This window comes from Rhizobium sp. CG5 (assembly GCF_023701945.1).
In the GTDB taxonomy this organism is placed as follows: domain Bacteria; phylum Pseudomonadota; class Alphaproteobacteria; order Rhizobiales; family Rhizobiaceae; genus Allorhizobium.
Genome location: NZ_JABAEF010000004.1, coordinates 253,498 through 272,977 on the forward strand (window position 1 = coordinate 253,498; position 19,480 = coordinate 272,977).

General features: G+C 63.3%; 18 protein-coding genes and 1 riboswitch. Of the genes, 13 read left to right on the forward strand and 5 right to left on the reverse strand.

From position 1 onward, the window contains the following. Positions 1-24: 24 nt before the first annotated feature. The 4 genes from HGO38_RS09245 to HGO38_RS09260 all read left to right on the forward strand — a co-directional run bounded on the left by HGO38_RS09245 (position 25) and on the right by HGO38_RS09260 (position 3,554). On the forward strand, positions 25-375 hold the full coding sequence (locus HGO38_RS09245; protein ID WP_168471696.1) for a MarR family transcriptional regulator: 351 nt from the start codon (positions 25-27) through the stop codon (positions 373-375). A gap of 1 nt (position 376) precedes the next feature. Continuing rightward, positions 377-1,234 carry a C40 family peptidase gene (locus HGO38_RS09250; RefSeq protein ID WP_250955592.1) on the forward strand — a complete coding sequence of 286 codons (858 nt, stop codon included), beginning with the start codon at positions 377-379 and terminating at the stop codon, positions 1,232-1,234. Positions 1,235-1,352: 118 nt separating this feature from the next. After that, positions 1,353-1,682, forward strand: coding sequence for a hypothetical protein (locus tag HGO38_RS09255; protein WP_250955593.1), 330 nt, complete (start codon positions 1,353-1,355; stop codon positions 1,680-1,682). A 162-nt stretch (positions 1,683-1,844) separates the two neighbouring features. Then, a complete protein-coding gene (locus HGO38_RS09260; protein WP_250955594.1) occupies positions 1,845-3,554 on the forward strand; it encodes a sensor histidine kinase in 1,710 nt (569 codons plus the stop codon). 12 nt (positions 3,555-3,566) lie between these two features. Here HGO38_RS09260 and HGO38_RS09265 read toward each other — a convergent pair whose 3' ends face one another. The 5 genes from HGO38_RS09265 to HGO38_RS09285 all read right to left on the reverse strand — a co-directional run bounded on the left by HGO38_RS09265 (position 3,567) and on the right by HGO38_RS09285 (position 10,037). After that, the gene (locus HGO38_RS09265; RefSeq protein ID WP_250955595.1) at positions 3,567-4,472 is read right to left on the reverse strand and encodes an NAD(P)-dependent oxidoreductase; all 906 of its coding nucleotides are present in this window, start codon (positions 4,470-4,472) and stop codon (positions 3,567-3,569) included. A gap of 50 nt (positions 4,473-4,522) precedes the next feature. After that, positions 4,523-6,136, reverse strand: coding sequence for a GMC family oxidoreductase (locus HGO38_RS09270; RefSeq protein ID WP_250955596.1), 1,614 nt, complete (start codon positions 6,134-6,136; stop codon positions 4,523-4,525). A 12-nt stretch (positions 6,137-6,148) separates the two neighbouring features. Beyond that, positions 6,149-7,366: a mandelate racemase/muconate lactonizing enzyme family protein gene (locus HGO38_RS09275; RefSeq protein ID WP_250955597.1), complete on the reverse strand. Its 1,218-nt coding sequence runs from the start codon at positions 7,364-7,366 to the stop codon at positions 6,149-6,151. A gap of 198 nt (positions 7,367-7,564) precedes the next feature. Continuing rightward, complete coding sequence (locus HGO38_RS09280; protein ID WP_250955598.1) at positions 7,565-8,989, reverse strand: aldehyde dehydrogenase family protein; 1,425 nt, start codon at positions 8,987-8,989, stop codon at positions 7,565-7,567. Between the two features lie 139 nt (positions 8,990-9,128). Then, on the reverse strand, positions 9,129-10,037 hold the full coding sequence (locus HGO38_RS09285) for a LysR substrate-binding domain-containing protein (RefSeq protein ID WP_250955599.1): 909 nt from the start codon (positions 10,035-10,037) through the stop codon (positions 9,129-9,131). A gap of 222 nt (positions 10,038-10,259) precedes the next feature. Continuing rightward, a riboswitch (cobalamin riboswitch) is annotated at positions 10,260-10,502 on the forward strand. A 270-nt stretch (positions 10,503-10,772) separates the two neighbouring features. Between HGO38_RS09285 and HGO38_RS09290 the strand changes: the two genes are divergently transcribed. The 9 genes from HGO38_RS09290 to HGO38_RS09330 all read left to right on the forward strand — a co-directional run bounded on the left by HGO38_RS09290 (position 10,773) and on the right by HGO38_RS09330 (position 19,206). Continuing rightward, positions 10,773-11,822, forward strand: coding sequence for an ABC transporter substrate-binding protein (locus HGO38_RS09290; RefSeq protein ID WP_250955600.1), 1,050 nt, complete (start codon positions 10,773-10,775; stop codon positions 11,820-11,822). A 59-nt stretch (positions 11,823-11,881) separates the two neighbouring features. After that, positions 11,882-12,847 (forward strand): FecCD family ABC transporter permease, encoded by a 966-nt coding sequence (locus HGO38_RS09295; protein ID WP_250955689.1) that lies wholly within the window; start codon positions 11,882-11,884, stop codon positions 12,845-12,847. Further along, positions 12,844-13,644, forward strand: coding sequence for an ABC transporter ATP-binding protein (locus tag HGO38_RS09300; RefSeq protein WP_250955601.1), 801 nt, complete (start codon positions 12,844-12,846; stop codon positions 13,642-13,644). The genes HGO38_RS09295 and HGO38_RS09300 overlap by 4 nt, the downstream gene beginning before the upstream one ends. 13 nt (positions 13,645-13,657) lie before the next feature. After that, positions 13,658-14,443, forward strand: a complete 786-nt coding sequence (locus HGO38_RS09305) for a class I SAM-dependent methyltransferase (RefSeq protein ID WP_250955602.1) — start codon at positions 13,658-13,660, stop codon at positions 14,441-14,443. Between the two features lie 341 nt (positions 14,444-14,784). Then, positions 14,785-15,810: a sulfate ABC transporter substrate-binding protein gene (locus HGO38_RS09310; RefSeq protein WP_250955603.1), complete on the forward strand. Its 1,026-nt coding sequence runs from the start codon at positions 14,785-14,787 to the stop codon at positions 15,808-15,810. A 4-nt stretch (positions 15,811-15,814) separates the two neighbouring features. Then, the gene (gene cysT, locus HGO38_RS09315) at positions 15,815-16,681 is read left to right on the forward strand and encodes a sulfate ABC transporter permease subunit CysT (protein WP_250955604.1); all 867 of its coding nucleotides are present in this window, start codon (positions 15,815-15,817) and stop codon (positions 16,679-16,681) included. Then, a complete protein-coding gene (gene cysW, locus HGO38_RS09320) occupies positions 16,671-17,531 on the forward strand; it encodes a sulfate ABC transporter permease subunit CysW (RefSeq protein ID WP_250955605.1) in 861 nt (286 codons plus the stop codon). Before cysT ends, cysW begins: the two co-directional genes overlap by 11 nt. Positions 17,532-17,546: 15 nt before the next feature. Then, the gene (locus tag HGO38_RS09325; protein ID WP_250955606.1) at positions 17,547-18,581 is read left to right on the forward strand and encodes a sulfate/molybdate ABC transporter ATP-binding protein; all 1,035 of its coding nucleotides are present in this window, start codon (positions 17,547-17,549) and stop codon (positions 18,579-18,581) included. A gap of 421 nt (positions 18,582-19,002) precedes the next feature. After that, positions 19,003-19,206, forward strand: a complete 204-nt coding sequence (locus HGO38_RS09330; protein WP_250955607.1) for a hypothetical protein — start codon at positions 19,003-19,005, stop codon at positions 19,204-19,206. Positions 19,207-19,480: the final 274 nt, after the last annotated feature.

Consider the following 19,480-nt stretch of genomic DNA (forward strand, 5'->3'; position numbering starts at 1 on the left):
GACGTAACGACATCGGAGCTTCGGATGAGCGTGGAACTGACGGCCACAGCGGCGCTGGGGCTTTGGCATCATGTGACGCTGCGCCAAGTGCAGCAGGACGGCCGCGATCTCACCCTGCGGCAATTGGCGATCCTGTTGCATATCTATCTGGTGCCGCCGCCCCACACGGTGCGCGGTCTTGCCGCCACGCTGGATGTCACCAAGCCGGTGATTACCCGGGCGCTCAATACGATGGGCGAGATGGGTCTGGTCGACCGGGTGCGCGACGAGCGCGACCGGCGCAATGTCATCATCAAGCGCACGGTCGGCGGCGCCCTCTATCTCGAAAAGCTCGGCGATCTGATCATCGATCAAGGCCGCAAGATGAAGACGTGAGATGACCATGACCCTCGACCGCAGGCTGAATGCCTTCAGACCGGATCTCGCCGATGCTGCCCTTGAAGGCGTGATCGCGGCCGAGCGCTATGTGTGCGGCACGCCGGCGCGCATCGCCGTGCCCGTCGCGGGCCTTCGCCGCCGCCCTGATATGACCGCGGGAATCGATACCGAGATGCTGCTCGGCGAAGATGTCATGGTGTTCGACAGGGCCGACGGCTGGACCTGGGTTCAGGCCGCGGCTGATGGCTATGTCGGCTATGTCCCCGAAACCGCGCTGACAGAAGATGCGCCGACGCCGACACACCGCGTCACGGTGCCCAGAACCTTCGTCTATCCCGGGCCGGACCTGCGGTTTCCCATATCGGCAGCCCTTTCCATGGGCAGCCGTGTCGCGGTTGTCGGCGAGGCGGAGACCCGCGGTACCGGCTACTATCTGCTGGCCGGCGGCGGAGCGGTGATCGCCGGCCATTGCCGGCCGGTGGGTGAGCCGGTTGTCGGCGACTATGTGGCGGTGGCCGCCCGTTTTCTCGAAACGCCCTATCTATGGGGCGGGCGGTCGGGATTCGGCATAGACTGTTCCGGCCTTGTACAACTGGCACTGATGATGGTGGACAAGGCCGCACCGCGCGATTCCGACATGCAGGCTGAGCGACTGGGCATCGCGATCGACCGCGACGAGCTTCGCCGCGGCGATCTGGTGTTCTGGAAGGGCCACGCCGGCATCATGGAGGATGAGCAGACACTGCTGCATGCCAACGGCCATACCATGACCGTGGCCCGTGAGAATTTCGAGGCGGCGGTGCAGCGCATCGGCTGGCTCTACGAGCAGCCAACGGGGTATCGCAGACCGATCTAGGTGGACCGCGATCTTTAATCCCGCCATCCGCCTTATTATATCGAGTTATATCGAGGGCAACGGGTAGAAACGGAAGACGTTTCGCTTGCCCTATGAACCTGTCACGAAAGGGCCTGTCATGACGGGACGACGACTATTGACGCTTATCGCCCTGTCGCTGGCTGTGACGGGCAGTGCCTATGCCGGATCGGCAGCCAAGGACCAGCCGACTTTTGCCTACAAGGATCTTCCAGGCGTCGTGCCGCCGGACCAGTTGCCGGACACCAGCTATAAATGCACGACGACTACGGCATTCGTCCGCAGCTACCGTGGCTCGGAATTCTTCGCCGATGGAATGCCGGTCCAGGTCTATCAATGTACCCAGGGCGGCATCACCTATCAGGGCACTCGGCCGCCGATCTCGAAGGAATGGATGCCCGGCGTCAATCCGCGGATCATTGCGGAATAGCCGTGCTGTGGTCGGTAGCGGCGCGAATAAGGCGAAGCCTTTGCATTGCGCGGCAGGTTCGATATGAAAGACGGACCGGGCGGGGCGGAACGGGAGTGCATTCCATGGCATGTGTGAAGGGCAGTCGGACGGCGTGGTGCATCAAAGTTTCGATGATGGCCGATGACTAGGTGGATCCGCTTTTTTCCGACCACCTCCATCGGCGTCTATCTGATGGCCATGGCGGTGCTGACGACCTTGCCGCTGCTCGGCTTCGTCGTCTTCCTGCTCGCCGAGCTGGAGAGCAATGAAAACCAGACATTGCGGCGCGAGACCGCCCAGGACGCGCAGACCATTGGCCGCAGTGTGGAACGCAAGCTACAGGATATGGCGACGACCCTGCGGCTTCTTTCAACCTCGCCGGAGCTGAAGACCGGCGATTTGATGGCGTTTCATGACCGCACTGCGCCGGGGCTGAAAGCGGACTCGCTCTATATGCTGCTTGTCCAGGCGGACGGCGCGCAGACCCTGAATACGCGGGTGCCCTTCGGCACCGCACTCGGCCCGATGGCCAATCTTCCGGCACTTCGATCGGCACTGGCCTCCGGCAATATCGAGGTGTCGGATATTTTCTTCGGCGCGACCAGCAAGCAATGGGTTTTCAACGTCACCATGCCTTTGCCGCCGGCGCTGTCTTCGGCCGGCGCGGCCCTGGTGCTGACGCAAGGGGCGGGCGATCTTGCCAGCCTGACGGCAACCGATGGTTTGCCGATCGGCTGGTCGGCGGCGGTCCTGGACGCCTTTGGCCATGTCGTGGTGTCGAGCGGCCCGGACAACCGCAGCTCCGGGGCCGAGTTCCCCCCGGACATGCTGTCGCTGATGACCGGCTCAAACGACAGCGCCGTGGTGCCTGGCGACGGGCCGGAATTGATGCTGGGCTATGCCAAGCTGCCGGGCTGGTCGTGGACTATCGCCGTCTGGGGCCCGACCTCCTCGGCCCAGGCGCCGCTGGTCAGCACATGGCGGCAATTGGTTCTCGGCAGCCTGCTGCTGCTGGGGCTGGGAATAGCGGTCGCCTGGGCCGCCGCCCAGCAATTGCGCAGATCCATCAGGCAGATCGCCGACATGGCCGAGCGGATCGGTGAAGGCGAGATCGTTTCGCCGGTGATGACCCGTGTGAGCGAGGCAAACCAGGTGGCCATCGCCCTGTCCAATGCCTCCTTTGATCGCAGCCAGGCCGAGGAACGGGTGCATTTCATCCTGCACGAACTGGTTCACCGCACCAAGAATATCCTCACCCTGGTCCAGGCGATGATGCGCCAGCTGGCCCGTGAAGCAACCAGTGTCGACCAGTACCAGAAGGATGTCAGCGGCCGCCTGTCCGGCCTTGCCGGCTCCATCGAGGCGCTGGCCCGGCAGCAATGGGGCGGCATTCCGCTGTCTGAGGTTGTCGACCTGCAGATCGCAACCGTGCTCGGGTCCGGCGAACGCGTCGCGCGGCGCGGCGCGGACCTGACGTTGAATGCCAATGCCGTGCAGAATCTCGGCATGGTCTTTCATGAGCTGACCACCAACTCGGTCAAATACGGCGCGCTTTCCGTGCCTGAGGGGCAGGTCGTGGTGGAGTGGCAGACCGCGACGGACGAGGCCGGCGAGCAGCCTATGCTGACGGTCACCTGGACGGAGACCGGCGGACCGCCGGTCATCCCGCCTGTCCGGCGCGGTTTCGGCTCCACGGTGATCGAGCGCCACGCCGCCGCAGCGTTCCGCGGCAAGGCGACCGTGACCTTCGAGCCGGAGGGGCTGCGCTGGAGCCTGACAGGCCCGCGGCAGGCGTTTGAAGCGGGGCACGAGCCCGGCAGTGTCGAGCCCGCGGCGGCGGACCGTCCCTAGCCAGGAAGCATTCTAGAGCTCTGCGGGAAAGCCTGGCGCGCGCAGATCCGTGCCGACGGCATCCTCAAGCAGCTTGACGACCTGCGACGACCAGGCGCTGCCGCCATAGGTGGAACGCGCGCGGATGAAGGTCTGCAGCGCCTGCGAGGCAAGGTCGAGTGGCACGCCGAATTCCCTGCCGAAACCGAGTGCGAAACCCAGGTCCTTGACCGCCAGATCCATGGTGAAATTGATGTTGTAGCTGCCGTTGAGGATCACCTGGCCCTCGGTCTCGTGCACGAAACTGTTGCCGGAACTGGCCTTGATGATGTTGAAGGCATCGGTGAGGTCGATGCCGCCCTTCTTGGCCAGCATCAGCGCCTCGCCGGTCGCCAGCAGGTGGATGAAGGCCAGCATGTTGGTGATGACCTTGATCACTGCGGCCTTGCCGAGCGGTCCTGCGTGAAAGATCTCGCCGCCCATGGCCTGCAGGGCCGGCAGATGTTGATCGTAGAGATCGCGGTCGCCACCGGCAATCACGGTGATGTCGCCGGCCGCCGCCCGGTGAACGCCGCCGGTGACCGGCGCCTCCATCATCCGCACGCCCTTTTCCGCCGTCACCGCCGCCAGCCGTTCGACGGCGGCGTGATCCAGCGTGCTCATCTCGATCCAGGTCGATCCCGGCTTCAGCCCGGCAAGAATGCCGTTCGGCGCCGTCAGAACCTTTTCCGAGATGGCGGGCGAGGGCAGGCAGGTGATCACGGCGTCGACGTCCTGGGCCAGCAGGTGCGGATCATCGGCCCAGCGCGCACCGCGCGCTATCAGGTCTGCCGCCTTCGAGCGGTCCGTATCATGAACCGTCAGGGCAAACCCCTCGCGCAACAGGCTGCCGGCCAGAAAACCGCCGAGATGTCCAAGTCCGATAAAACCGTAGCGCATGCCGTTCTCTCCATTCAGGGATTGGTCCGTCTGCTTTAGAAATTCGCTCGTCAGGCCGCGTCCTCAAGGATCATTGCAGCACCCTTTTCCGCCACCATCATCACAGGGGCATTGATATTGCCGGCCGTCACGTTCGGGAAGATCGACGCGTCGACCACGCGCAGCCCCTCCACCCCATGCACCCGCAGCCGTGCATCGACCACCGACGTTGCCGGATCCGGCCCCATCGCGCAGCTGCCGCAAAGGTGGTAGATCGAGCTGCTATTGGCGCGGAAATAGTCGAGCAGCTGCTCGTCGCTTGTGGCGGTCAGCGAGGGCGAAACCTCTTCCTCGATCAGGCTTTGCAGGGCAGGGGCTCCGGCAATCCGTCGCACCAGCCGGCTGCCCTGCAGCACTTCGGCGACATCCCGCTCGGTGGAGAGATAGTTGGGCTGGATCAGGGCGGCGGCCTGGGCGTCACTGGAGCCGATGGCGATGCGGCCGCGGCTGGTCGGCCGGCAGGAATTGAAGGCGATCAGAAAGCCCGGATAGGGCTCCGGCAGCATCGAGGCGCGGCGGTTGACCGGGATGCGGTAGGACAGCGGGTTGAAATAGAGCTGGATATTCGGCCGCTCTTCGCCAGGTCCACCGCGAAAGAAGCCGCCTGCCTGGTTGACGCTCATGGCAAACGGTCCCTTGCGGGTCAGCACATATTGCAGGCCGAGCGAAGCCTGGCCGAAGAGGCTGCCGAACAGTCCGTTCAGCGTCGGCCGGTTGGCGCGGTAATAGAAGCTGGCGCAGAGATGATCCTGCAGGTTCTCGCCGACCGCGGGCAGATGCCGTTTCACCTCGATGCCGAGACTGGAGAGATGGATCGCTTCGCCGAGGCCGGAAAGCTGCATCAGTTTCGGCGTGTCTACGACGCCAGCTGAAAGGATCACCTCGCGCCGCGCCTTGAAGGTCCGGAGCCTGCCGCGCTGCAGCACCTCGACGCCATCGACGCGACCGTCCGGCGCATAGGTCAACCTCTGCGCCAGGGCAAAATGCTCGATCGAGAGGTTCGGCCGATTCAGCGCCGGGCGCAGATATTCGGCGCTCGAATGCGAACGAATGCCGCGGCGCACGTTGATGTCATAGACCCCGGCTCCTTCGATGTCCGCACCGTTGAAATCGGCGTTGAGCGGCAATTGCAGTTCGCCGCAGGCGGATAGGAACGCATCTGTGACCGCATGGGTCATGCCGCGCATCGGCGTCACATGGATCGGCCCTCTGTCGCCATGCCAGTGCGAGGCGCCTGTCTCATGGGTTTCCAGCGTCTTGAAAGTGGGCAGCACATCGCTTGCCCCCCAGCCCGGATTGCCGGCGCTCTTCCAGTCGTCGAAATCGGCGGCGGCGCCCCGCACGAACACCATGGCATTGATCGAGCCGGAACCGCCCTGCACCTTGCCGCGCGGCACATAGATCCGCCGGTCGTTCAACTGCGCTTCCGGTTCGGTGGAATACATCCAGTTGACCGCCGGATTATAGTAGCTCTTGGCATAGCCGACCGGGATCTTGAACCAGAACGAGCTATCCCGGCCGCCGGCCTCCAGCAAAAGCACGCTGTAGCGGCCGCTTTCGCTGAGCCGGCTGGCAAGAATGCAGCCAGCCGAGCCTGCGCCGACAATGACGAAATCGTAAATCATGGGGTCTCGACCTTAGCCGCGGGCGGGTGCGAATTCCTTGATGTCGGCAGGCTCGGACGCCATCTGCAGGTGCAGCCGGTTGCCGGTATAGGGCGAATGGGCGGCCACCACGTCGAGGTTGAGTTCGATGCCGAGCCCCGGTTCGCGCGACGGGATCAGATAGCCGTCGTCGAATCCAAGCTTGGTCTTCAGCACCTCGGCATGGAACCCGCCGAAATCGATGATCGCCTCATGGATCAGGAAATTGGGGCTTGCCGCGGCCAGCTGGATGCTGGCGGCAGCGCCCACCGGGCCGTTATAGAGATGCGGGGCGATCTGCGCGTAGAAGGCTTCTGCCATGCCGGCAATCTTCTTGGCTTCCAGCAGCCCGCCGACCCGCGCCACATTCATCTGCAGGATCGAGGCGGCTCCGAGCTGCAGCACCCGCTGGAATTCATACTTGGTGGTCAGCCGCTCGCCCGTCGAGATCGGGATCGAGGTGGCCCGCGCGACCTCCGCCATGGCGGCCTCCTGGCCGGGCGGCACCGGCTCCTCGAACCACATCGGATCGTATTTCTCCAGCCGCTTGGCAAGCCGGATGGCCGAGGACGGCACCATCTGGCCGTGGGTGCCGAACAGGATATCGGCGCTGCTGCCGATGGCGGCGCGGATCTTGGTGCAGAACTCTTCGCAGCGATCCATCACGCCGAGTGACAGCTGGTGCCCGGAATAGTTGGTATAAGGCCCGGCCGGGTCGAACTTCAGCGCCGTGAAGCCCATGTCGACCATGCGGATTGCCTCTTCGGCCGCCAGATCCGGATCGCCGTAATCGTAGTCGCCGGCTGAATTCTTCGGGTAGAGATAGGTATAGGCCCGAAGCTTCTCATGCACCGTGCCGCCGAGCAGATCGGAGACCGGCCGGCCGGCCGCTTTGCCGATGATATCCCAGCAGGCGATCTCCAGGCCGGAGACGATGCCCATCATGGTCGGGTCGGGGCGCTGCGTGAAGCCGCTCGAATAGGCGGCCCTCCAGAAGCGCTCGATATTGTGCGGATCGTGACCCTCCAGATAACGCTGGAAGACATCCTCGATCAGCGGCACCATGGCGCCGGGATGAAAGGCCGTCGCATAGATCTCGCCCACCCCCTCGATGCCACAATCTGTCTTCAGTTGCACGAAGACCCAGTACATGCCGCCCACATGCGGCGGCGGAACGGCGACAACATGGGTCTTGAGCTCTGCGATCTTCATGGGTGCCTCCGTTTGCGGGTCGTGGGTCGATATTTTTGGCGTGGCGCGGGTCTTGCCCCTCACCCTAACCCTCTCCCCGCATGCGGGGAGAGGGGACTTGGCTCAGTGTTTGCCGCTTGTCCCTTCTTCCCGTTCACGGGGAGAAGGTGGCCGGCAGGCCGGATGAGGGGCTCTAATCCTGCTCCGATCGATAGCGTTCTAGTAATTCATCACCACCAGCCGGGTCTGGGTGAATTCCAGCATGCCGTGTTTGCCGTCGTCGCCGCCAAGGCCGGATTTCTTCCAGCCGGCGTGGTAGCCCTGGTAGGGGTCGGCCGGGAAACGGTTGATGTAGAGTTCACCCGCCTCGATCTCGTGGGCCGCCTGCAGGGCCTTGCGGTAGTTTTCGGTAAACAGCACAGAGGCAAGGCCGAACTGGTGATCGCTGGCGAGCGCCAGCGCCTCGTCGAATTGGCCATAGGGGATGACGGCCAGCACCGGCCCGAACACCTCTTCGCGCACGATCTCCATGTCCTGGCGGCAGGCCGACAGCAGGGTCGGCGGATAGAAATAGCCCGGACCATCCGGCAGGATGCCGCCTGCCTCGACCACGGCGCCCTCGGCTTTCGCCCGCTCGACCATGGCATGGATGCGTTGGCGTGCAGCCTCGCTCGCCAGCGGTCCCATCCGGTCAGGGTTGGCGGACCGATCGCCAAAAGCGCGGCCCGCAAAGCCCAAGCGCAACCGTTCAAGCAAGGCGTCATGCACGCTTTCCTGCACATAGAGCCGTTCGACTGATGTACAGACCTGGCCGCAATGGGCTGTTTTGGCGGCCACGACCATGCGGGCCACGGCATCGAGATCGGCATCCGGCTCGATGATCACAGGCGACTTGCCACCGAGTTCCAGCGACGGCTTGGCGATATTGGTCCGGCAATAGTCGAGGACCGTCTGGCCGGCCGCCACGCTGCCGGTCAGCGTGATCATGCCGACGTTCGGCGCCGTGCACATGACGCGGGCCACGTCGTGGGTCATGGTCATGATATTGATCAACCCGGCCGGCAGGTCGGCATCCAGCAGGGCCTGCGCAAAGGCGAAGGCTGAGGTCGGCGTGGTATTGCTTGGCCGCACCACCACGGCATTGCCGGTGATCAACGCCGGGGCGATCTTGCGCACCAGCGTGTAGATCGGGAAGTTGAACGGGATCAGGCAGGCGACGACGCCGATCGGCTCGCGCTTCAGCAGCAGCGTCTCGTTCGGCGTATCGCTTTCAATGACCTCGCCTTCGATGCGCCGCGCCCATTCGGCATGGTAGCGCATCAGCTCGACGCCATAGATCGCCTCGGCTGTCGCATCCGCAAGGCTCTTGCCGGATTCCAGCGCCAGCGCCGCACCGATCCTGCCGGCATGGGTTTCCAGCGCATCCGCCAGCCGGCGCAGCGCGTTGCCGCGCTCGATGGCGGTCAGCTTGCGCCAGGTCTTCTGCGCTTCGCTTGCAGCGGCAACGGCTCGCAGCACATCGGCTTCGCCGGCAGCCGGCACGCTCGCAAACACCGCGCCAGTGGCCGGATTACGAACCTCGATGCTCTGGCTGCTTGACGCCGGCTCAAAGGCGCCGGCAATGAAATTGCGATGAGGTGTCATGATGCGCGGCCTGCTCCTTGCGCCGGCGGCGGAGCATCTGTCGAGTCAGCTCGCTCTTGCCGGTTGGCAATTTGGAACGCGGAGGAGTGAGCTTCGCAAGCGAGTAATTCTGAGGTTCAGCATTCCAAAATGGAATGCTTCAGGGTTGCGCCTCTTGTGCCCCGATCTCTTCGTCGAGCCAGGCGCGAAAGGCGGTCACATTGGCGCCTTCCGGCTGATCGGCGCGTGTCGCCAGCCAATAGGATTCGTGGCCCTCGACCTCGACATCCAGCACCTGCACCAGGCGCCCGTCCTGCAAATGCTCGGCCACCATGAACCGGTCGGCAATGGTCACGCCGAGGCCGTTGCAGGCAGCCTCTATGGCAAGGTCGAGAAGGTCGAATTCCAGTCCGCCGCTGGTGTCCGTGTCATGCAGGCCTGCTGCATCCAGCCAGTGCTGCCAGGTCAGGTAACGCTGGTCGGCCGACGACAGAACATGCAGGAAGGTCAATCCCGCCAGATCCACCGAGCCGCTGCCACTGTCCCGTTTCAGAAGGCCGGGCGCGCAGACGGCGATATGGCGCTCGGTCATCAGCAGGCTGGATTTCAGCATCGGCCATTCGCCGTCACCGAAGCGGATGGCGCAGTCGAGCAGGCTGCGCTCGGTCAGGCTGTCCTGCAGATCGGTGCTGATGCTGATCTCCATATCGGGCAGCGCGCGGCGCAGGCGACCGAGCCGCGGCATCAGCCAGCGCTTGGCAAAGGTCGGTGGTACGTTGAGACGCAGCCGATGGCGGTTGCTCTTCTCCATGATGCCGCGCACCGCCAGTTCCACGTTGTGGAACGCCTGATGCAGCACTGCCAGCAGTTCGGCACCCGAGGCTGTCAGCTCCAGATGATGATGATGGCGGATCAGCAACGGTTCGCCCAGCTGCTCCTCGAGATTGCGCACCTGCCGGCTGACGGCGCTCTGGGTCAGGTTCAGCCGTTCGGCAGCGCGGGTGAAGCTGCGCGTCTGGCCGACGACCTCAAAGATCTTCATGGCCGAAAGTGCCGGCAGTTTGCGCATGTTTCCCCCTGCGGATCGTCCGATATCGCAGCATCCCTACATCACGGCGCCAACAGTGAGGAGTCCCGTTCCGATCCATAATCATCCAATAAGGGGGCTGGACAAGACCGGAGCCCATTGGTAAATGTAATGATATTACATTACTTGATGGAATGGGATCGAACGGTAGCGCGACTCGACATTTGGACCGGGCGGCAATCTTGACGGGATTGCCCGCCCGGCGCTAATGGTAGGGGGGACGGTTCCCTGAAGGATGACTCCCAGGGGATTAATAGGGAACACGGTGCGGACGACCCGAAAGGGGCCAAGACCGTGGCTGCCCCCGCAACTGTAAGCGGAGCAGACCATCCTTGTGGCACAGACAAAGTGCCATGCCACTGCGAAAGCCGGAAGGGCCGACGTGGGAAGGCAGATGGAAAGCGACAATCCGCAAGCCAGGAGACCTGCCGTCAAGCCACAGATCCAACGTCACGGGCGGGGAGCCCTGAACAGGAGTTGACATGACACATGCCCCAGCTGGCATCGGCCTCTTTTGCTTTTCATTTCATCGACCGGGACTGTCAGGGCGCATTTTGACCTGATCGGCATGTTCCGTTTGCGGTTCGCAAGGATCGCTGCGGGCGCTCGTCGCCCGTGGCCCTGGTGCGCGCTTCAGACGGTTGCTCGTCCCGAGACCGGTCGCGCCAGACCTGTGCGCCGGGCTATCTCCCATATCAAATCAGAAGCGAATCTCCGATGCAGACCATTATTTTCCGCCCCATCCGTCGCGGCGCTGCTGCCGCCGCGCTTGCCACCGCCGCGGCTTTTTCATCCCTGGGCAACTCAGCCGCCATTGCCGCATCCACCACCTATCCCTTGACCCTTGAAAATTGCGGGCGTTCGATCACCTTCGACAAGGCGCCGTCGCGCACCGTGTCGATCGGCCAGAGCAGTACGGAAATCCTATATCTGCTTGGTCTTTCAGACCGGATGGTCGGCACCGCCGTCTGGCTGAGCCCTGTCCTCGCGGGCTATGAAGAGGCCAATGCCAAGGTCGAACGCCTGGCCGACAACGACCCGAGTTTCGAAAGCGTCGTGGCGAAGAAGCCCGATCTGGTGACGACGCAATTCCAGTGGCATGTCGGTCCCGAAGGCATTGTCGGAACGCCGGAACAGTTCGCCGAACTCTCCATCCCGGTCTATACGTCGCCTGCCGATTGCACGGCCAAGGACAATTCCGGCGGCGGCGATGGCGTGCGCCACAATGCCTTCTCGATGGACCTGATCTACCAGGAGATCCGCGACATGGCGCAGATCTTCGACGTTGCAGACAAAGGTGCTGAGGTGATTGCGACCCTCAAGCAGCGCGAAGCCGCCGCCCGCGCCAAGGTCGGGGCCGGCGATGGCAAGCTTTCTGCCGTTTTTTGGTTCTCCAGCGCTGAACTGGCCATCGATCCCTATGTCGCCGGCCGCAACGGCGCGCCGGGTTACATCCTCTCGACGCTTGGTATCCGCAACATCATCGAATCCGATGAGGAATGGCCGACGGTTGGCTGGGAAACCGTCGCCAAGGCGGACCCCGCCATCATCGTCATCGGAAAGATGGATCGCCGCCGCTACCCGGCCGACGACTGGACCGTGAAGATGGAATATCTGAAGTCCGATCCGGTGGTCAGCCTGATGCCGGCGGTCAAGGCGGGCCATATCGTCGTCATGGATGCCCAGGCGATGAACCCGACGATCCGCACCATTGACGGCATCGAGGCCTTGGCCACGGCCGTGGCCGGTTTCGGTCTGGCACGGTGAGGGGATCTCTCGCAACGGTCAATCGCACGGGCGCCGGTATCGCGGCGCTCGTGGTGCTGATGGTGGCACTCGGTCTCGGTGCCGCCATCGGCGAGACCGCCATTCCCTTCAGCACCGTCCTTCAGACGGTCGCCAATCGCCTCTGGTCGGCCGGCTATCCGCTCGATGCGATCGACGAGGGCGTCATCTGGAACTATCGGCTCAGCCGGGCCGTGGTGGCGGCCTGCTGCGGCGCCGGCCTGTCGCTGTGCGGCGTCGTGCTGCAATCGCTGCTGCGCAATGCACTGGCCGATCCCTATATCCTCGGCATATCGGCCGGCGCCTCCAGCGGCGCCGTCAGCGTTGCCATCCTGGGTCTGGGTGCCGGCGCCCTGTCCCTGTCGGTCGGCGCCTTCCTTGGCGCTCTCATCGCCTTTGGCCTGGTCTCCCTGCTGGCGCTGAAAGCCGGCCGCGGCACCGGCGCCATCATCCTGGCCGGCATTGCCGGGTCGCAGCTGTTCAACGCGCTGACCTCCTTCATCGTCACCAAATCGGCGAGCGCCGAGCAGGCCCGCGGCATCATGTTCTGGCTGCTGGGCAACCTGTCGGGTGTTCGCTGGCCCGACGCCCTTCTGGCGGTGCCGGTGACGCTGGTCGGCCTGCTGGTCTGCCTCTGGCATTCCCGGGCGCTCGACGCCTTCACCTTCGGCGCCGATTCCGCCGCCTCGCTCGGCATCCCCGTGCGCCGGGTCTACGGCGTGCTGATCGCCGTGGCCGCGCTGATGACCGCGGTGATGGTGTCGATCGTCGGCTCGATCGGCTTCGTCGGCCTGGTCATTCCCCATGCGGCGCGCTATTTCGCCGGCGTGCGCCATGGCGCGCTGCTGCCGGCGGCGGCCTTTATCGGAGCAATCTTCATGATCGTCGCCGACATCCTGTCGCGCATCATCATTCCCGGTCAGGTCCTGCCGATCGGCGTGATCACCGCGCTGGTCGGCGCACCGGCCTTTGCCCTCATCCTGGCCCGGGGGAGGGCTGCCTCATGATCCTCTCGGCCCGCAATCTCGTCTGGTCAGCCGGCGGCCGGCGCATCGTCGACGATGTCTCGCTCGACATCCGCGCCGGCGAATTCCTCGGCATCATCGGCCCCAACGGCTCCGGCAAGACCAGCCTGATGTCGCTGCTGGCCGGCCTCCGGTCGCCGCAGTCGGGCGCGGTCATGCTCGGCGGTCACCCCCTGCCGTCGCTGTCGCGTCGCGACATCGCAAGGCAGGTCGCCTTTGTCGAACAGCAGGCGGAAACCACGGACCGCATCACCGCCCGCCAGGCCGTCGAGCTTGGCCGCACGCCGCATCTGAGCGCTCTCGCGCCCTGGTCGAGCCGCGACGAGGAGATCGTGGCGGCCGCACTCGACGAGGTCGACATGTCCGGCTTTGCCGCCCGCCACTGGCACACCCTGTCGGGCGGCGAGCGACAAAGGCTGCACATCGCCCGGGCGCTGGCCCAGGAGCCGCAGATCCTGCTTTTGGACGAGCCGACCAACCATCTCGACATCCATCACCAGATCGGCCTTCTCGATCTGGTGCGCTCTCAGCCCCTGACGGTGGTCGCGGCCCTGCATGACCTCAATCACGCGGCAATCTTCTGCGATCGTCTTGTCGTGTTGCAGGCCGGCCGTCTGGTCGGCCTTGGAACGCCGCGCGACATGCTGACGCCGGAGCGCATCAGATCCGTGTTCGGCGTGACGGCCAGTGTCGAGCTTGAGGCGGACGGCCGCTGCCATATCCGATACCAGCGGCCGGGCGAAGCGCGCCCGTCCACCGCATTGCATGCAATCGCCTGAAAGACCGATACCGATGAATGACGCTTCCCTTTCCCGCCCGAATTTCCACTTGAAGGAGGAGATCCGCGACTACTGGTCGAAGCGGTCCGAGACCTTCGACCTTGCCTTCGGCCATCGCATTCCGCCGGGACCGGAATTCCACGCCTGGCAGCAGCCGATCCGCGAGCAATTGGGCACGGCACCTCTGAAGGTTCTGGAGCTTGCCTGCGGCACGGGCGAGGTGACGCGGCTGACCCACGAGCTCGGCCATGACGTGACCGCCATCGATTTTCCCGAAGCCATGCTGGCGGTCGCCCGCCACAAGCATGCAGGCAAGGATCGCCTGCGGTTCATCCTGGCGGATGCCGAGGACACGCGGGAGCCGGACGGTCTCTACGATGCCATCGTCTGCCGCCATCTCGTCTGGACCCTGACGGCGCCGGAGGCGGCCTTTCGGGAATGGCACCGGCTCTTGAAGCCCGGCGGCAAGCTGCTGGTCTTTGATGGCGATTGGGCCAAGCCCACCCGCCTTGGCCGTCTGTCCTCCTTCGTGATCCGCCAGATCGACCGGCTCATCGGTCCGGACACGCACTATGACGGTGCGCTCAGCTCCCGGCATGCCGAGATCATGCGGCAACTGCCGTTCGGCGAGGGGCTGACATACGACCGGCTGGAGCCCCTGCTGAAGCAGGCGGGCTTCGCCCATACGCTGCGCCTCTCGCACGGGCCGATCGCTGCCGCCCAACGCCGCAGCACCAATCTGCGCAACCGGCTGCGGACACTGGTCTACCGCCGGTTCATTCTCTGCGCGGTGCGGTGAGCCGCGATGTCACCGGGACAATCCATACTCAGAACATAAGTGCGACGATCGTCGCGATGAGCGCTTATGCGACGTCCGCCAAGCTTTAGCGACCCTTGCCGATACCATGCGGTCGGCAAGCAATGCTGAGCTTGATTTTGGACCCGGATAGCCGCGGCGGCAAAACTAGGATTCGCCTTGAGGTGCCCCGGTTCTTTTTACGTCAGCCTTCCAGATCAAAACCGTTTTGCGCTGCATGGGACGCAGGGGAATGATTTTTCCTTCTGCGCCCGCTGTTGTTGACTATCTCTAGTAACTTAATAGACTAGACGCACAATGAAACGAGAGTGGGAGTGAAGGTGATGTTTCTTTCTTTCAAGGGGTTAGGGGTTGCAGCACTTGGGGTTAGCCTTGCGCTCGGATCGGTCTCAGGCGCCGTGGCACAGACGACTTTGCTCAACGTGTCCTATGATCCCACCCGCGAACTCTACAAGGAATACAACGACGCCTTCGCCGCCCACTGGAAGGCTGAGACTGGCGAGGATGTCACCATCCAGCAGTCGCATGGCGGCTCCGGCAAGCAGGCGCGCGGCGTGATCGACGGGCTGGAAGCCGACGTCGTGACGCTGGCACTGGAAAGCGACATCAACGCGATCGTCGACAACGGCGGCAAGATCGCCAAGGACTGGCGCAATCGCCTGCCCAACAATTCCTCGCCTTACACCTCGACAATCGTTTTTCTGGTGCGCAAGGGCAATCCCAAGGGCATCCAGAACTGGGGCGACCTGGTCAAGGGCGACGTGCAGATCGTCACGCCGAACCCGAAGACATCAGGCGGGGCGCGCTGGAACTATCTGGCGGCCTGGGCCTGGGCCAACCAGGAATTTGCCGGCGACCAGGACAAGATCAAGGCCTATATCGGTGACCTCTACAAGCGGGCTCCGGTTCTCGATACCGGTGCGCGCGGCGCGCTGACCACATTCGCCCAGCGGCAAATCGGCGACGTGCTGCTGGCCTGGGAAAACGAGGCCTATCTGGCGGGCACCGAATTCGGTGCTGATTCCTTCGACATCGTCGTGCCGCCGATTTCCATCCTGGCGGAACCGCCGGTGGCCGTGGTCGATGCCAATGTCGATGCCAAGGGCACGCGCAAGCAGGCCGAGGCCTATCTGCAATATCTCTATTCCGACGAGGGGCAGAATATCGCCGCCAAGCATTTCTACCGGCCGTCCAAGCCTGAAGTCGTGAAGGCCGAGTTGCTCAAGCAGCTTCCCGACATTAAGCTGGTGACAATCGACGACCCGATCTTCGGCGGATGGGCCAAAGCCCAGCCTGAGCATTTCGGTGACGGCGGAGTGTTCGACCAGATCTACAAGCCGGGAAACTAAAACGTTGACATCATCCATTCCTGCTGCCTCGGCGGGATGGCGGATCAAAAGGCCAAGCGTCATACCGGGTTTCGGTTTGACGCTTGGTTTTTCGCTCGCCTACCTGACGCTGATCATTCTTATTCCGTTGGCGGGCCTTGTCTGGCGCACCGCGTCGCTGAGCGGCGCACAGTTCCTGGCGATCCTGACGGACGAGCGCACGGTCAAGGCGCTCGAAGTCAGTTTCGGGACGGCGCTGGTGGCGGCCATCGTCAATGTCGTCTTCGGCGTCATTGTCGCCTGGGTCATCGTGCGTTACGAGTTCCCTGGCCGCCGGATCATCGACGCGGTGGTCGACCTGCCCTTTGCCTTGCCGACCGCCGTCGCCGGTATCGCGCTGGCGGCTCTCTATGCCCATAATGGCTGGGTCGGCAGCATTCTGGGACTGGTCGGCATCAAGGCTGCCTTCAATCCGACCGGCATCGTCATCGCGCTGATCTTTATTGGCCTGCCTTTCGTGGTGCGCACCGTCCAGCCTGTGATGGAGGAGATCGACCGCGAGGTGGAAGAGGCTGCCGCCACGCTGGGGGCCAACCGCTTCCAGACGGTGTTTCGCGTGCTGCTGCCCGGTCTCGCGCCAGCCATCCTGACGGGTTTTGCCCTGGCTTTCGCGCGCGGCGTTGGCGAATATGGTTCGGTCATCTTCATCGCCGGCAACATTCCCTATGTCTCCGAGATCGCCCCGCTGCTCATCGTCATCCGGCTGGAGGAGTTCAACTATGCGGCGGCAACGGCGGTCGCCACGATTATGCTGTCACTCTCCTTCGTAATGTTGCTGGTCATCAATCTCATCCAGGCCTGGAGCCGCAGGAGGTATGGTTATGGCGCATGACCACCGGCGTTTTCGATCACCAACCACCGAGGCACCGCTGGCTCGCTACGCGCTGATGGCGCTGGCCTTCCTGTTTTTGACTTTGTTCCTGCTGCTTCCGCTTGTGGCCGTCTTCATCGAGGCCTTCCGCAAGGGACCCGCCGTGTTTTTGGAGGCATTTGTCGAGCCCGATACGGTGGCGGCGATCCGGCTGACCTTGCTGGTGGCGGTCATTGCCGTGCCGCTTAATCTGGTGTTCGGCGTGGCCGCCGCCTGGGCGATCGCCAAGTTCGAATTCAAGGGCAAGGCCTTCCTGACCACGCTGATCGACCTGCCCTTCTCAGTCTCTCCGGTCATTTCGGGCCTGGTCTATGTTCTGCTGTTCGGTGCGGGCAGTGCGCTCGGCCCCTGGCTGAAGAGCTACGGTATCGAAATCCTCTTCGCCGTGCCGGGCATCGTGCTGGCCACCATCTTCGTCACCTTCCCCTTCGTCGCCCGCGAACTGATCCCGCTGATGCAGGAGCAGGGCAATGGCGACGAGGAAGCGGCATTGTCGCTCGGGGCATCCGGCTGGCAAGCCTTTTGGTATGTGACCTTGCCCAATATCAAATGGGGCCTGCTTTACGGCGTGTTGCTGTGCAATGCCCGCGCCATGGGTGAGTTCGGCGCCGTCTCGGTGGTGTCAGGCCATATCCGCGGTCTGACCAACACCATGCCGCTGCATGTCGAGATTCTCTACAACGAATATAATTTCGTCGGTGCCTTCGCGGTCGCCTCGCTGCTGGCGGCGCTGGCCCTTGTCACCCTGATCATCAAGACAGTTCTCGAATTGCGGTTCGGCGCGGAAATCGCCGCTGGCCGCAAGCATTGAAAGGCACTGCCTCCCATGGAAGTGAGAGTTTCCAACATCCGCAAGGAATTCGACCGATATCCGGCCCTGCACGATGTCTCGCTCGACATCCGCTCCGGTGAGTTGATCGCCCTTCTCGGCCCCTCGGGCTCCGGCAAGACGACACTGCTGCGGCTGATCGCCGGCCTTGAGCAGCCGACCCGCGGCCAAATCTTCTTCGGCGACGAGGACGCCTCGCTGAAAAGCGTTCAGGAGCGTCATGTCGGCTTCGTGTTCCAGCACTATGCGCTGTTCCGCCATATGACGGTGGCCGACAACATCGCCTTCGGACTGACGGTCCGGCCGCGCGGCGATCGCCCGTCAAAGGCGGAGATCCGCCGCCGTGCCCTGGAACTGCTCGACATGGTGCAACTCTCAGGCCTGGAAAAGCGCTATCCGAACCAGCTTTCCGGGGGCCAGCGCCAGCGCGTGGCCCTTGCCCGTGCGATGGCGATCGAGCCGAAAGTTCTGCTTCTCGACGAACCCTTCGGCGCGCTTGACGCAAAGGTGCGCAAGGAATTGCGCCGCTGGCTGCGCGATTTCCATGAGCGCACCGGCCACACCACCGTCTTCGTCACCCATGACCAGGAAGAAGCCCTGGAACTGGCCGACCGCGTCGTGGTGATGAGCCAGGGTCGCATCGAGCAGGTCGGGTCCTCGGACGATGTCTATGACCGGCCGAACTCGTCTTTCGTCTTTTCGTTCATTGGCGACAGCGCCCATATACCGGTGACGCTCGCCGGCGGTCAGGCACTCTACGAGGGCACGCCGATTGGTGTTGCCGCGGACGGAGCTGGCGAGGCGATCCTGTTCTTTCGGCCACAAGACGTGGCCCTCGTCTCAGAGGGGGTCGGCCTTTCCGGAACGGTGACCGCAAGCCGACGGCTGGCCGGCACCCGCATCGCTGAACTCGACGTCGGCACACCAGGTCAATCCCATCATATCGAGATCGAAATCCCGCTCGATGCCGTGGCAAACATTGGCAGCGAGATCCGCTTCCGGCCGACGAGATGGAAGCTGTTCGAGAGCTGAGTGATGCAGATGGTGTGTTGCCGCGAACGCAAACTTGTCGAGGTTCTACGCGGCTACAGTGAAGGCCATGCACTTTTTACAAAGGGGAACTGCGCAATCTGGCCGGCGTGTGAGCATCATCATCGAGCCTTGGTATAAGATCTGATGCGGCTCGTGCCGGCGGCGTCGCGACGGCCTTTCCCAGCCCTAGCCTTCATGGGGCGGCCGCACCTTTCGTGCATGCAAGCCTCCGGCATTGAATAGCCAAGGCGGGATCGGCTCATGGTGTGGCGCTTTTCGTACAGCGTCGGCATGGGAGAGAATCCTGCTCCGAAGTGCTCGAAAATTAGAATACCAATTTTATGGAATATATTGACTTGGAACCCGGTAGCGGCGAAATTGTTAACGTCGCAACTTCGATCGTTCAAAACGGGAGACATGCATGATGCCCATGGGGATAGCGAGTTTTTCCTTCGATCTGTTCGGGCTTACCCGCCGCGAAGCGGGTGCAGGACTACAGCCGCCGGACAGGGGCGAGCAACAGGCCAAGGTCGCCAATAAGTCCGCAGCAAGCGCCGAAGCAAAGGACGCGCCACCGCACCGAGACTACGAACATGTCTTCTGGGGCATGTTTCCGGTCCTTTGAACCGCAAGAGGATATCAGATCATGTCCTATGCCTTTAGTGGTTCCGCACCCAGGCGCCGTCTGGTAAAACAACGGCAGATCAGTCTGTCCGATTGCCTGCAGGCATCTTGCGTTGCCGCAGCATTTTTGTTCATCGTAGCGACCTTGTTCCTGCTCTAGTTGGCAGATCATGGCGTGAAGCGTCACCTGGAGGGCGTTCAGACGGGACGTAAACGGCTTGTGGTTAACGGCTGGTTCTGCGCAGTCTGCATATCGGTCCTGAGGAGCAAGCGAT

Coding starts and splice junctions, on each gene's coding strand:
- HGO38_RS09300 (WP_250955601.1), top strand. CDS start 12,844: ATGATCCTCTCGGCCCGCAATCTCGTCTGGTCAGCCGGCGGCCGGCGC.
- HGO38_RS09325 (WP_250955606.1), top strand. CDS start 17,547: ATGGAAGTGAGAGTTTCCAACATCCGCAAGGAATTCGACCGATATCCG.
- HGO38_RS09255 (WP_250955593.1), top strand. CDS start 1,353: ATGACGGGACGACGACTATTGACGCTTATCGCCCTGTCGCTGGCTGTG.
- cysW (WP_250955605.1), top strand. CDS start 16,671: ATGGCGCATGACCACCGGCGTTTTCGATCACCAACCACCGAGGCACCG.
- HGO38_RS09265 (WP_250955595.1), bottom strand. CDS start 4,472: ATGCGCTACGGTTTTATCGGACTTGGACATCTCGGCGGTTTTCTGGCC.
- HGO38_RS09260 (WP_250955594.1), top strand. CDS start 1,845: ATGACTAGGTGGATCCGCTTTTTTCCGACCACCTCCATCGGCGTCTAT.
- HGO38_RS09245 (WP_168471696.1), top strand. CDS start 25: ATGAGCGTGGAACTGACGGCCACAGCGGCGCTGGGGCTTTGGCATCAT.
- HGO38_RS09290 (WP_250955600.1), top strand. CDS start 10,773: ATGCAGACCATTATTTTCCGCCCCATCCGTCGCGGCGCTGCTGCCGCC.
- HGO38_RS09295 (WP_250955689.1), top strand. CDS start 11,882: ATGGTGGCACTCGGTCTCGGTGCCGCCATCGGCGAGACCGCCATTCCC.
- HGO38_RS09310 (WP_250955603.1), top strand. CDS start 14,785: ATGTTTCTTTCTTTCAAGGGGTTAGGGGTTGCAGCACTTGGGGTTAGC.
- HGO38_RS09330 (WP_250955607.1), top strand. CDS start 19,003: ATGATGCCCATGGGGATAGCGAGTTTTTCCTTCGATCTGTTCGGGCTT.
- HGO38_RS09275 (WP_250955597.1), bottom strand. CDS start 7,366: ATGAAGATCGCAGAGCTCAAGACCCATGTTGTCGCCGTTCCGCCGCCG.
- HGO38_RS09305 (WP_250955602.1), top strand. CDS start 13,658: ATGAATGACGCTTCCCTTTCCCGCCCGAATTTCCACTTGAAGGAGGAG.
- HGO38_RS09250 (WP_250955592.1), top strand. CDS start 377: ATGACCATGACCCTCGACCGCAGGCTGAATGCCTTCAGACCGGATCTC.
- HGO38_RS09285 (WP_250955599.1), bottom strand. CDS start 10,037: ATGCGCAAACTGCCGGCACTTTCGGCCATGAAGATCTTTGAGGTCGTC.
- HGO38_RS09270 (WP_250955596.1), bottom strand. CDS start 6,136: ATGATTTACGATTTCGTCATTGTCGGCGCAGGCTCGGCTGGCTGCATT.
- HGO38_RS09280 (WP_250955598.1), bottom strand. CDS start 8,989: ATGACACCTCATCGCAATTTCATTGCCGGCGCCTTTGAGCCGGCGTCA.